The organism is Citrobacter braakii, assembly GCF_009648935.1.
GTDB classification, from domain to species: Bacteria; Pseudomonadota; Gammaproteobacteria; order Enterobacterales; family Enterobacteriaceae; genus Citrobacter; species Citrobacter braakii.
Map to the genome: position 1 here is coordinate 3,049,438 of NZ_CP045771.1, position 12,408 is coordinate 3,061,845.

The window sequence follows — 12,408 nt, forward strand, 5'->3', positions numbered from 1 at the left end:
TTAAGGCAAAAAAAACGCTCCCGAAGGAGCGTCTCTGTTAGCGACCGAAGAGGTCACGTTTTTTCGGTTTAAACGGCTGTGCTAGGACTACCAGCACGGCGACCACCAGGTAAGCGGCGAAGATCCCCAACAGCCACTGTGGCATTTCCAGGGTTAAAAAAGACCACTGGCGTTCAGCACAGTCACCGGATGCTAAAAACACCTGCGGCAGCCATTTGTCCAGCGGCAGCCAGCTCGGGAAGCGTGCGGCAAAATCACAGGTCATAAACGGTGATGGGTGCAACTGAATCATGGTGTGCTCATACGCTAACTGCAGTCCGCGCCAGGCACTGTAAATCCAGATAATCATCGCCACATAGCGCAGCGGCGTTTTTGGTGCGATAGCCCCCACCAGCCCCGCGCCCATCACGCCAAATAATGCGCTACGTTCGTAAATACACAACACGCAAGGTTTTAGCAGCATGACGTGCTGGAACCACAGCGCGACAAGCTCCAGCGCAAAGGCGGTTAACGCCAACAATAACCATGCACCACGACCTCGGGAGCACTGGTTTAAAAATCGCAACATAATAATTTCCCTGCAACATGCGTAGAGAGCGCAGTTTAAACCAATTCAATTTATGCGCCACTAGCAGGAATTGAAAATTTGAGTAATCGGATAATTATCATGCAAAAAGTCAAACCGGGCAGTGATTTGCCCGGTAAATTGTTATGAAAGTGTAGCTAACCAGCCCGCCTGGGTCATCCACTCAGTCACCGGTACAAGCGTGAACTCGACGCAAAGCAGACCAACCAGCGTCAGGACGAGAGTATAAGGCAGAGCCATCCACACCATGCGACCATAAGAGAGTCGAATCAATGGTGCCAGCGCGGAGGTCAGCAGGAACAGGAATGCCGCCTGGCCGTTTGGCGTAGCAACGGAAGGCAGGTTAGTCCCGGTATTGATCGCCACCGCTAACAGCTCAAATTGGTTAAGGCTGATGGTCCCATGTTCCAACGCGGCTTTGGCTTCGTTAATGTAGATGGTGCCGACAAACACGTTATCAGAGATAGAAGACAGCAGGCCGTTAAAGAGATAGAACAGCGTCAGTTGAGCATGTTCAGAGGACTGCAAAACAAACTGAATAATCGGTGAAAAGAGCTGTTGATCGATAATCACCGCAACGATAGAGAAGAACACGGTTAGCAGGGCGGTGAAAGGCAGCGACTCGGTAAACGCTTTACCAATCGCGTGTTCGTCAGTAACGCCGGTCAACGACGTGGCCAGGATAATGACGGACAGACCGATTAATCCGACTTCCGCCAGATGCAGGGCCAGGGCAACCACCAGCCAGATACCGATAATCGCCTGGATAATCAGTTTGATTTTTTCCTGACGAGTACGCTGCTGACGGCTTTGATCGTCAAACTGTTGCAGGACATCGCGGACGGTCTCCGGCAGCGTTTCGCCATAGCCAAACCAGCGCAATTTCTCAACCAGCATGCAGGTTAACAGGCCGCAAATCAGCACCGGGACGGTAACCGGCGACATGCGCAGGAAAAAGTCACCAAAATGCCAGCCAGCCGCTTTGGCGATAATCAGGTTTTGCGGTTCGCCGACCATAGTCATTACGCCGCCTAACGCTGTACCGACACCCGCATGCATCATCAGGCTGCGCAGAAAACCACGGAACTGCTCCAGTACGATCTTATTGTGCTGATCGATATGGCTGTCATCGAGCATATTGTTGTCTTCCGTGCGGGAAGAGGCGAAGCGATGGTAAATACCATAAAAACCAACCGCTACGCTGATTACCACGGCAACGACTGTCAGCGCATCCAGGAATGCAGAAAGGAAGGCGGCGGCAACGCAAAATGCCAGCGACAGCAGCATCTTGGAGCGAATCGTAAGCAGTAGGCGGGTGAAAATAAACAGCAGCAACTGCTTCATAAAGTAGATGCCAGCCACCATAAACATCAGCAGCAATAGCACCTCAAGGTTAGCGGCAACCTCTTCACGCACATGTGTGGCGCTGGTCATGCCGATGATGACCGCCTCGATGGCTAGCAGCCCGCCTGGTAGCAGCGGGTAACATTTTAACGCCATCGCCAGCGTAAAAATGAACTCGGCTACCAACAGCCAGCCCGCAATAAAGGGATTGATGAAAAATATAACCGGGTTAACGACTAAGAATACGAGTAGTGCAAGTTTGTACCAGTCAGGTGATTGACCTAAAAAATTGCGCCACATAGCGCGGCCCCATGATAGCTCCATGGTGATTTCCCTACCTTTAAAAATGAAATCATGTTTTTATGTTTGACCGCAAAGCTTAGCGGGAGGAGGGAGTACAGGCAAGCTATTCACGCGACGGACAAGGCTGGCTGTGCTTCAGCGTAATCTGGAAAATGAAGCCTTGATCCACTTTTTCTTCATTGCGTCAGCTATCAGCCATGTAGCCCGTCTGGTATGATAACTGTAACTATGTTTTGCTGTGTAATGGAATTATCACTATGGTCATTAAGGCGCAAAGCCCGGCTGGGTTCGCGGAAGAGTACATCATTGAAAGTATCTGGAATAACCGCTTCCCACCTGGCACTATTTTGCCTGCTGAACGTGAACTCTCTGAACTGATTGGAGTGACACGTACCACGTTACGCGAGGTATTACAGCGTCTGGCGCGGGACGGCTGGTTGACCATTCAACACGGCAAGCCGACGAAGGTGAATAACTTCTGGGAAACCTCCGGGCTAAATATCCTTGAAACGCTGGCGCGTCTCGATCACGAGAGCGTGCCACAGCTTATTGATAATCTGCTGTCCGTGCGTACCAACATCTCGACGATCTTTGTTCGTACCGCGTTTCGCCAGCATCCTGATAAAGCGCAGGAGGTTCTGGCAACGGCAAATCAGGTGGCCGACCATGCTGATGCGTTCGCCGATCTGGACTATAACATTTTCCGCGGTCTGGCATTTGCCTCTGGCAATCCGATTTACGGTTTGATCCTCAATGGAATGAAGGGATTATATACCCGCATTGGCCGCCATTATTTCGCCAATCCGGAAGCCCGCGCACTGGCGCTGAGCTTTTACCGTAAGCTATCAGAACTTTGTGATCAGGGTGCTCATGAGCAGGTATATGAAACGGTGCGTCGCTATGGTCACGACAGCGGCGAAATTTGGCATCGTATGCAGAAAAACCTGCCGGGCGATTTAGCTATTCAGGGGCGCTAATCGCAGCTTATCCGGCCTACGAAATGCATTGTAGGCCGGATAAGACGTTTTCGCGTCGCCATACGGCAATAAGATTTACAGACCGTTCATCCTCGGCGGGCAACGCTCCAGCAGTTCCACACTGCCGTCTTCATTCTGCTGCTCCAGCATCACGTCAAAACCCCAGAGCCGGTGCACATGTTTGAGCACCTCTTTGCGTCCTTTATCCAGCGGAGCGCGGTTATGCGGAATATAGCGCAAGGTGAGCGAGCGGTCGCCGCGCAGATCGACATTCCAGATTTGAATATTCGGCTCAAGGTTGCTCAGGTTATATTGCGACGACAGCCTGTTGCGGATCTCACGATATCCTTCCTCGTTGTGAATCGCGGAAATCTCCAGATAATTATGACGATCGTCATCCAGCACGGTGAACAGGCGAAAATCACGCATAACCTTCGGTGACAGAAACTGGCTGATGAAGCTCTCATCTTTGAAATCGCGCATCGCGAAATGCAGGGTTTCCAGCCAGTCAGAACCCGCTATATCCGGGAACCAGTATTTGTCCTCTTCGGTAGGCGACTGACAAATTCGTTTAATATCCTGGAACATGGCAAAACCCAGAGCATAGGGATTTATCCCGCTATACCACGGGCTGTTGTACGGCGGCTGGAATACCACGTTGGTATGGCTATGTAAAAACTCCAGCATAAACCGTTCGGTGACTTTACCTTCGTCATAAAGGTGATTAAGGATGGTGTAATGCCAGAAAGTGGCCCACCCTTCGTTCATCACCTGGGTCTGTTTCTGCGGATAAAAATACTGGCTGACCTTGCGCACAATGCGCAGCACTTCGCGTTGCCAGGATTCCAGCAGCGGGGCGTTCTTCTCCATGAAGTACAGCAGGTTCTCCTGCGGTTCAGAAGGATAACGTCGGGCTTCTGCAACGGTTTTCTCTTCCTCTTTCTTCGGCAGCGTACGCCACAACATATTTACCTGGCTTTGCAGATACTCTTCACGGCTTTTCTGTCGGGCTTTCTCTTCCTGTAGGGAGATTTTTTGCGGGCGTTTGTAACGATCCACGCCGTAGTTCATCAGCGCGTGACAGGAGTCGAGGAGCTTTTCGACTTCATCCACGCCGTAACGCTCTTCACACTGGGTAATATAGTTTCGCGCGAAGATCAGGTAATCGACGATGGAGCTGGCATCCGTCCAGCTACGGAACAAATAGTTGTTTTTAAAGAAGGAGTTATGTCCGTAGCAGGCATGCGCCATCACCAACGCCTGCATGGTGATGGTGTTTTCCTCCATCAGATACGCGATACACGGATTGGAGTTGATAACAATCTCATAGGCCAGCCCCTGCTGACCATGCTTATACAAACGCTCGGTTTCAATAAATTTTTTACCAAACGACCAGTGCGGATAGTTGATTGGCATCCCGACGCTGGAGTAAGCGTCCATCATTTGTTCGGAGGTGATCACCTCGATTTGGTGCGGGTAGGTATCCAGTCTGTAGAGTTTCGCCACGCGGTCTATTTCCGCCAGATAGACATCCAGCAGATCAAACGTCCAGTCGGGTCCATCGCTTAACCGTGTGCTGTCCTTGTTCATGGAATCAATCGTAGCCATTCGCGCACCCTCATTGTTGGCGGCACTCTCTGTCTGGAGTACCTCATTTCAAGCATAGATCATGGTGTTAAAAAACGTGCTGCGGCTGAATTTTTTTCTTTGCGATTTCTTGTTAGCGAGGCGTCGAAAAACGGTATGGCCGCAAAATTTTATGCTGGATAAAAATAACGCACAGCAGGAGATACCAAAGCAGGGAGTTCCCCGCCATCACCGCCATATGTGAGATAAGTCACCATAAAAAAGCCATATGTTGAATAATATTTTCAACTGAGTTATCAAGATGTAATTAGATGATTGTTCTTTTACTGTTAACGGAGTGGCTATGCGAGTTGTCATACTGGGAAGTGGTGTCGTTGGCGTGACCAGCGCCTGGTACTTAAGTCAGGCTGGACACGATGTCACCGTCATTGATCGTGAGCCCGGTCCGGCACTGGAAACCAGTGCGGCGAACGCGGGGCAAATCTCTCCAGGTTATGCAGCACCCTGGGCGGCGCCAGGCGTACCGCTTAAAGCAATTAAATGGATGTTTCAGCGCCATGCGCCGCTGGCCGTTCGCCTCGACGGGACGCAGTTCCAGTTGAAATGGATGTGGCAGATGCTACGCAACTGCGACACCAGCCATTACATGGAAAACAAGGGCCGGATGGTGCGACTGGCGGAATACAGCCGTGATTGCCTGAAAGCGCTACGCGCCTCTACCGGTATCGAGTACGAAGGACGCCAGGGCGGAACGTTGCAACTGTTCCGTACCGCTCAACAGTATGAGAACGCGACCCGCGACATTGCCGTCCTCGAAGACGCCGGCGTGCCGTATCAGCTCCTGGAAGCAAGCCGTCTGGCGGAAGTTGAACCGGCGCTGGCGGAAGTGGCACACAAGCTGACCGGCGGTCTGCGTTTACCGAATGACGAAACGGGTGACTGCCAGCTGTTTACCCAGCGTCTGGCGCTGATGGCGGAGCAGGCGGGTGTGAAATTTCGCTTTAATACTCCGGTCGATAAGCTGCTGAGCGATGGTGAGCAGATTTATGGCGTTCAGTGTGGCGAGGAGATAGTCAAAGCCGATGCCTATGTGATGGCGTTCGGCTCGTACTCTACGGCGATGCTAAAAGGGATCGTTGATATTCCGGTCTATCCGCTCAAAGGCTATTCATTGACCATTCCGGTGGCGCAAGATGACGGCGCGCCGGTTTCAACGATCCTTGATGAAACCTACAAAATCGCCATTACCCGCTTTGATAACCGTATTCGCGTTGGCGGCATGGCGGAGATTGTCGGCTTCAATACGGAATTGTTGCAACCCCGCCGTGAAACGCTGGAGATGGTCGTTCGCGATCTCTTCCCGCGCGGTGGGCATGTGGAGCAGGCAACCTTCTGGACCGGGCTGCGTCCGATGACGCCGGACGGTACGCCAGTGATCGGGCGAACGCGCTTTAAGAATCTACTGCTTAATACCGGCCACGGCACGCTGGGCTGGACCATGGCCTGCGGTTCGGGTCAGTTGCTGAGCGACATTCTGTCTGGCCGCACACCAGCCATTCCTTACGACGATCTGAGCGTGGCGCGTTACAGCCCGGGGTTTACCCCATCTCGTCCACGGCATTTACATGGCGCACATAACTGATAAGGACGTGAGATGACTCGCCCGATACTGGCCAGCATTGACCTGCAGGCGTTGAAACAAAACCTGACCATTACCCGCCAGGCCGCGCCGGACGCCCGCGTCTGGTCGGTGGTGAAAGCCAATGCATACGGACACGGCATTGAACGTGTCTGGAATGCGCTGGGTACAACCGACGGTTTTGCCATGCTCAATCTTGAAGAAGCGATAACCCTGCGTGAGCGCGGGTGGAAAGGCCCGATACTCATGCTGGAGGGATTTTTCCACGCTGAAGACCTGATGGTGTATGACAAATATCGTCTGACCACCTGTGTACACAGTAACTGGCAATTAAAAGCGCTGCAGAATGCGCGCCTCAACGCGCCGCTGGATGTTTACCTGAAGGTGAACAGCGGCATGAACCGACTGGGTTTCTTACCGGAAAGAGTATCAACGGTCTGGCAACAGCTGCGGGCAATGCCCAACGTCGGTGAAATGACGCTGATGTCCCACTTTGCAGATGCGGAGCACCCGGAAGGTATTCAGGACGCCATGGCGCGGATTGCACAGGCGACAGAAGGGCTGGAGTGCAGACGGTCGCTGTCCAATTCGGCCGCCACACTGTGGCACCCTGAAGCACATTATGACTGGGTGCGCCCGGGCATTATTTTGTATGGCGCATCACCTTCGGGACAGTGGCGGGACATCGCCAATACCGGCCTGAAACCGGTCATGACCCTGAGCAGCGAGATAATCGGCATACAGACGCTGAAAGCTGGAGATCGGGTGGGCTACGGGGGACGCTATACCGCCAGCGGCGAGCAGCGCATTGGCATTGTGGCGACCGGGTATGCAGACGGTTACCCGCGCCATGCGCCAAGCGGAACGCCGGTGCTGGTGGACGGCGTACGCACTACAACGGTAGGGACGGTCTCAATGGATATGCTGGCGGTAGATCTGACACCGTGTCCGCAGGCGGGGATCGGGACGCCGGTAGAGCTGTGGGGCAAAGAGATTAAAATTGACGATGTGGCCAGCGCAGCGGGTACGGTGGGCTACGAGTTGATGTGTTCTCTGGCGCTGCGCGTGCCGGTTGTGACGGTGTAACGTATCTGAAGCCGGATGTCGACGCTGATGTGTTTCATCCGGCTACACCGTTTATGCGACGCAGAGCGCAAACCGGGCAAAGCGCTGCCGCCGCCCGGCAAAAAGCATCAACGCGCCTCATCTTCATCTTCAGCAACGCGAACACCGACCTTCAGCACCGCATTATCTTCTTTCTCAGCAACCGTCCAGATCATGCCAGCAAATTCAACCTGGTCACCGACGACCGGCGCGGCGCCAAGCAGATGCTGGACAATTTCACCCAGCGTTTGCTGTTTATCACGATACTCTGTGCCATCTTCCAGGCCATAAATCAGTGCCACATCGGCGTATTTTGCGCTGGCCTCGAGAATAAAATCACCGAAGAAGCGCTGGTCTAAAGACACCGGCGGCGACTGGCTGAACAGCTTGCCGAGAGCAGGGAGATCGCGCTCGCGGCCAATGACGCACAAAACGTCGCCTTCACGCAGCCGCGTGCTACCGGATGGGTGAAACAGCACGTTGTCACGAAACAGGGCGGCAATTCGCGTCTCTTCCGGCATATGCAGGTCGCGCAGTGCGGCTCCTACACACCACTTATCCGCGCTGAGCTGATAAACAAACTGCTCCCAGGGGTTTTCCGGATGAATATCCAGACCAATGCGCGAAACGGGCCAGCCGACGGGAGGAACCACCACTTTGGCTTTTTTGGCGGCCCAGGAAAGCGACGTTCCCTGAAACAGCAGCGAGATCAGAACCACGAAGAACGCGACGTTAAAGAACAGGCGCGCATTCTCCAGACCCGCCATCATTGGGAACACGGCGAGGATGATGGGGACTGCACCGCGCAGGCCCACCCAACTGATGAAAATGCGCTCGCGCAGATTGAAGCCACGAAACGGCAACAGTCCGGCGAAGACCGAAAGCGGACGGGCAATGAATATCATCCATGCAGACAAAATCAGCGCAGGGATCGCGATAGGCAGCAGGTCGGACGGCGTAACCAGCAGTCCCAGCACCAGGAACATGGCGATTTGCGCCAGCCATGCCAGACCGTCGAAGTTTTGCAGAATGCCAAATCGGTTGCGGATGGGGCGATTACCCAGCAGGAAACCACACAGATAGACCGCCAGAATACCGCTGCCTTCCAGTGCAGTGGTCAGGGCAAAAATCAGGATCCCACCGCTTAAGGCCAGTAGCGGATAAAGCCCGGCAGGCAGTGAAATGCGGTTAATCATTTGCTGAAGCAGGTAGCCCCCACCGAGCCCCAGTATGATCCCTAAGCCGAACTGCTGGATAATATGCACCGCAAACATCCAGCTTAAACCGGTCTCGTGATTTTGAATCATGGCGATAAGCGTGATGGTTAAAAACACCGCCATCGGGTCATTACTCCCGGATTCAATTTCCAGCGTAGAGCCAACACGTTCGTTAAGCCCCTTGCCGCCGAGCAGGGAAAAAACCGCCGCGGCATCGGTTGAACCGACAATCGCGCCAATCAGGAGTCCTTCGATAAGATCCAGATGAAACAGCCACGCGGCCATCATGCCGGTGAGTCCGGAGGTAATCAGCACCCCGACGGTCGCCAGCGACAGCGCCGGGCCTAACGCGACACGAAATGAGCTGGCCTGGGTGCGCATCCCGCCGTCGAGCAGGATAACCGCCAGCGCCAGGTTACTCACCATATAGGCGAAAGGGTAGTTATCGAAAGGAATACCGCCCACGCCGTCGACTCCCGCTAACATACCGATAGCGAGAAATATCACCAGAATAGGGATACCAAGACGTGATGAGAATGAACTGAGTAAGATACTGCAGGTGACGAGTACGGAACCCAAAATAAAAAGGCTAATTATTGCTGCGGCATCCAACGTTCGGTTACTCCTGAATTACGCTGTTTCGTATTTATAAACCCTAACATAATAACGACAGAAACAGCGTTTTACTTAGCCCTGTTAACCGCTTTTTTTACGATTTAAGTACCGGATGCCCACTTAAGGTGAGCTGAGCGCCGTTTTTATCATTTTTCAGTACCGCTCTGGCCCCCAACGGCAAGGTGACGGTGCGTTGTTCATGACCAAAATCGAGGCCGTCGATCACCGGAACCGATAACCTGGCGCGTAGAAAATCATAAACTGAGTCAAGACTGTAACCCGCGTCGTAATCATTAGGTGCGCTGCCGCTAAAACTGCCGAGGATAATGGCGTTTTGTCGGGCCAGTATTCCTGCGTGATACAGTTGCAGCAGCATGCGTTCAATGCGAAAAGGATGCTCGTTAATGTCTTCCAGCACCAAAATGCCGTTTTCGATAGCGGGCATCCACGGCGTGCCCATCAGAGAAATGAGCATCGCCAGATTTCCGCCCCATAGCGTACCTTCGGTCGCACATGCCGGACCGTTACCTTGCCACTCGAGGGTAAATTGGGCATTGCGAACAGCCTGCCAGAAATGGTGCTCGGTAAATGCGTTCATCTCCTCGGCGCCAAAGTTAGCCGCCAGCATCGGGCCGCTGAAGCTAATCACATTCCCCTGCGCCAGCAGACCACACTGGATCGCGGTAAAATCGCTGTGTCCGCACAGCAGCAGTGGGTTGTGTTGCTGACGGTTCGCCAGCGCCTGCCAGTCAATATCTGCCAGTAAACGGCTCGCGCCATAGCCGCCGCGTACTGCCATCACAATGGTATCGGGCGTGTTCAGATTTACGAGCGCGTTCACATCAGCAAGCCGTTCTGCTTCTGTACCCGCAAAACGCTGGCAGCGGCGCGCAATGACCGCTGAATTGTCGACCTGATGACCGGCCTCAGTAAGACGCGCCAGCCCGCGTAAGGCAGCCTGCTGGTTGATACAGTAGCCCGACGGGGCAATTAAGTGAAACCGGGACATGGCATTTCCTTGCTACAACTAAAACCAAATGTATATCATGCCGCGTAGGTATGTCGTTGTCACCTCAGCGACAGGTTCCGGCTATAAGGATAGATGACGTGAAATTGAGATGGTTTGCTTTTTTGGTTGTATTACTTGCGGGCTGTAGTTCAAAACAGGATTACAAAAATCCGCCGTGGAATGCTGAAGTTCCGGTTAAACGCGCAATGCAATGGATGCCGATCAGCGAAAAAGCCGGTGCGGCCTGGGGTGTCAGTCCACAATTGATTACCGCGATCATCGCCATTGAATCAGGTGGAAACCCGAATGCGGTCAGTAAGTCTAATGCGATTGGCCTGATGCAGTTAAAAGCCTCTACGTCAGGGCGTGATGTTTATCGTCGCATGGGGTGGAGTGGCGAGCCGTCGACCAGCGAGCTGAAAAATCCTGAGCGCAATATCTCGATGGGGGCCGCATACCTGAGCATTCTTGAGACCGGGCCGCTGGCCGGGATCGAAGATCCGCAGGTGATGCAATATGCGCTGGTGGTATCGTACGCCAACGGTGCGGGCGCGCTGCTGCGAACGTTCTCCTCCGACAGGAAAAAAGCCATTAATAAGATAAACGATCTCAGCCCGGATGAATTTATTGAACATGTTGCGGATAATCATCCGGCGCCGCAGGCTCCGCGCTATATCTGGAAGCTTCAACAAGCGCTGGATGTGATGTAATTCAGGTGATGCTAATCGCGCACCTTATTCGACTTTTCCCGGGCCTCGCGCTCGAGGGAAAAAATAATCCGCTGTAGGTTACGCTCCACCGCCGGGCCGACGTTGAGAAAACGAAAGCTCAGGCGGGGAGTGGTAATTGTTTCGTTTTTCCCGTCGATAACTTTGCGTTCGCTAATGGAAATTAGCTGGGCGTCCACCTGATACACTCCCCATTGCTCCATGTTCAGTTCAACCTGTGAAAAGCGCATGCCTTCTACCAGTCCCTCTGGTTTTGCCGTTTCTAACAGCCCGCCCATACCGCCAAGAGACAAATCGAATAAGCGAAAACATAGCATGCTGTTATCCGGCATTTTTACCGTGCAGCGATAGGGGGGATGCAGTGGAGCACCGATACGGAAATATTCCCGACGCTGGACGAACCACAGAGATGGCGGCAATGATGAGATAAATGCGGGTAGCCGCTGGTATTCGCCTTTTTTCAGCTGTGGCAGGGTGAACTCCACTTTGGCTCCCTGCGTTTCGGCGATAATCGTTATTTGATTGGCTCGCTGCACGGCCTGGTTTTCATATTCCTGACTACCAAAATCCATGATCAGTTCGTCCGGGCTGACCGCCAGTATTTTGCTGATGAACTGGCCACCAGACCAGGAGATACGCAGCGGAACCTGCTGCGAATTTAAGTCCCGGAGTACGCCTAACACCGCTAACGGATTTTGCTTCAGGAACTGCTCATTGTAGTTACTCACACCTAATGACTCCTGGATGCCTGGTTTATCGTTGGATTATCGGCATCAATCAACGGAACTTAATACAAATGGATGAAATTTTTTACCAAACCCAATGAATTAAGTCTGAGGGAAAAAGCACGTAGCGATGGCTTGCCTATACTTAACGTGCTGGCGCAAGAATGTCTTGCGCGTGCGTTCACTGGAAAGAGGGCCTGGAAATGGGAATTATTACCTGGATTATTTTTGGTCTGATTGCGGGGGTTATCGCCAAACTGATTATGCCGGGGCGCGATGGCGGTGGATTTATCCTGACCTGCATTCTCGGTATTATCGGTGCTGTGGTCGGTGGATGGCTGGCTACGATGTTCGGTATCGGCGGCGATATCAGCGGGTTTAATCTCCACAGCTTCCTGGTGGCCGTGGTCGGCGCGATTGTTGTGCTGGGTGTCTTTCGGCTTGTACGACGAGATTAATCGAACGGCCCCTGACGGGGTAATGCTTGTCAGTTAATGATGAGTGGCCGTAGCGACAACGGAGAGTGGCACATTCGGAGGTAACGAATCTGTTGCCTCCGGCATATTGCTACGTT

Annotated in this window: 10 protein-coding genes and 2 pseudogenes; 6 read left to right on the forward strand and 6 right to left on the reverse strand. The window is 53.1% G+C overall.

Going from position 1 to position 12,408, the window contains the following annotated elements:
- Positions 1-37 precede the first annotated feature (37 nt).
- Entirely contained in the window at positions 38-568 is a 531-nt protein-coding gene (gene dsbB / locus GFC06_RS14220) for a disulfide bond formation protein DsbB (RefSeq protein ID WP_049282152.1), read from the reverse strand.
- Positions 569-709: 141 nt separating this feature from the next.
- Positions 710-2,254 (reverse strand): Na(+)/H(+) antiporter NhaB, encoded by a 1,545-nt coding sequence (gene nhaB, locus GFC06_RS14225; RefSeq protein WP_047502172.1) that lies wholly within the window; start codon positions 2,252-2,254, stop codon positions 710-712.
- A gap of 236 nt (positions 2,255-2,490) precedes the next feature.
- On the opposite strand from nhaB, the gene fadR reads away from it, so the two are divergent.
- Positions 2,491-3,210, forward strand: coding sequence for a fatty acid metabolism transcriptional regulator FadR (gene fadR, locus GFC06_RS14230; RefSeq protein WP_016153370.1), 720 nt, complete (start codon positions 2,491-2,493; stop codon positions 3,208-3,210).
- 75 nt (positions 3,211-3,285) lie between these two features.
- Here the strand turns inward: fadR and GFC06_RS14235 are convergent, their stop codons facing one another.
- Positions 3,286-4,818, reverse strand: a complete 1,533-nt coding sequence (locus tag GFC06_RS14235; protein ID WP_003833557.1) for a SpoVR family protein — start codon at positions 4,816-4,818, stop codon at positions 3,286-3,288.
- A 322-nt stretch (positions 4,819-5,140) separates the two neighbouring features.
- Between GFC06_RS14235 and GFC06_RS14240 the strand changes: the two genes are divergently transcribed.
- The 3 genes and pseudogenes from GFC06_RS14240 to GFC06_RS23610 all read left to right on the forward strand — a co-directional run.
- A complete protein-coding gene (locus GFC06_RS14240) occupies positions 5,141-6,439 on the forward strand; it encodes a D-amino acid dehydrogenase (protein WP_046275019.1) in 1,299 nt (432 codons plus the stop codon).
- Positions 6,440-6,451: 12 nt separating this feature from the next.
- Complete coding sequence (gene dadX / locus GFC06_RS14245) at positions 6,452-7,522, forward strand: catabolic alanine racemase DadX (protein WP_046275018.1); 1,071 nt, start codon at positions 6,452-6,454, stop codon at positions 7,520-7,522.
- A gap of 53 nt (positions 7,523-7,575) precedes the next feature.
- A pseudogene (locus tag GFC06_RS23610) lies at positions 7,576-7,692 on the forward strand (hypothetical protein); the annotation flags it as partial.
- Here the strand turns inward: GFC06_RS23610 and GFC06_RS14250 are convergent.
- Positions 7,639-9,369, reverse strand: a pseudogene (locus GFC06_RS14250) (potassium/proton antiporter); the annotation flags it as partial. The pseudogenes GFC06_RS23610 and GFC06_RS14250 sit on opposite strands and share 54 nt — an antisense overlap.
- A gap of 97 nt (positions 9,370-9,466) precedes the next feature.
- Positions 9,467-10,381 (reverse strand): muramoyltetrapeptide carboxypeptidase, encoded by a 915-nt coding sequence (gene ldcA, locus GFC06_RS14255; protein WP_141875274.1) that lies wholly within the window; start codon positions 10,379-10,381, stop codon positions 9,467-9,469.
- A gap of 98 nt (positions 10,382-10,479) precedes the next feature.
- On the opposite strand from ldcA, the gene emtA reads away from it, so the two are divergent.
- Positions 10,480-11,091: a membrane-bound lytic murein transglycosylase EmtA gene (gene emtA, locus GFC06_RS14260; RefSeq protein WP_016153365.1), complete on the forward strand. Its 612-nt coding sequence runs from the start codon at positions 10,480-10,482 to the stop codon at positions 11,089-11,091.
- A gap of 11 nt (positions 11,092-11,102) precedes the next feature.
- Here emtA and ycgR read toward each other — a convergent pair whose 3' ends face one another.
- Entirely contained in the window at positions 11,103-11,837 is a 735-nt protein-coding gene (gene ycgR, locus GFC06_RS14265) for a flagellar brake protein YcgR (RefSeq protein ID WP_049043144.1), read from the reverse strand.
- 200 nt (positions 11,838-12,037) lie between these two features.
- On the opposite strand from ycgR, the gene GFC06_RS14270 reads away from it, so the two are divergent.
- The gene (locus GFC06_RS14270; protein ID WP_016153363.1) at positions 12,038-12,292 is read left to right on the forward strand and encodes a GlsB/YeaQ/YmgE family stress response membrane protein; all 255 of its coding nucleotides are present in this window, start codon (positions 12,038-12,040) and stop codon (positions 12,290-12,292) included.
- Positions 12,293-12,408: the final 116 nt, after the last annotated feature.

Bases quoted from the DNA above. Each gene is read 5' to 3' on its own strand.
- dsbB (WP_049282152.1), bottom strand. From the start codon at position 568: ATGTTGCGATTTTTAAACCAGTGCTCCCGAGGTCGTGGTGCATGGTTA.
- nhaB (WP_047502172.1), bottom strand. From the start codon at position 2,254: ATGGAGCTATCATGGGGCCGCGCTATGTGGCGCAATTTTTTAGGTCAA.
- fadR (WP_016153370.1), top strand. From the start codon at position 2,491: ATGGTCATTAAGGCGCAAAGCCCGGCTGGGTTCGCGGAAGAGTACATC.
- GFC06_RS14235 (WP_003833557.1), bottom strand. From the start codon at position 4,818: ATGGCTACGATTGATTCCATGAACAAGGACAGCACACGGTTAAGCGAT.
- GFC06_RS14240 (WP_046275019.1), top strand. From the start codon at position 5,141: ATGCGAGTTGTCATACTGGGAAGTGGTGTCGTTGGCGTGACCAGCGCC.
- dadX (WP_046275018.1), top strand. From the start codon at position 6,452: ATGACTCGCCCGATACTGGCCAGCATTGACCTGCAGGCGTTGAAACAA.
- ldcA (WP_141875274.1), bottom strand. From the start codon at position 10,381: ATGTCCCGGTTTCACTTAATTGCCCCGTCGGGCTACTGTATCAACCAG.
- GFC06_RS14270 (WP_016153363.1), top strand. From the start codon at position 12,038: ATGGGAATTATTACCTGGATTATTTTTGGTCTGATTGCGGGGGTTATC.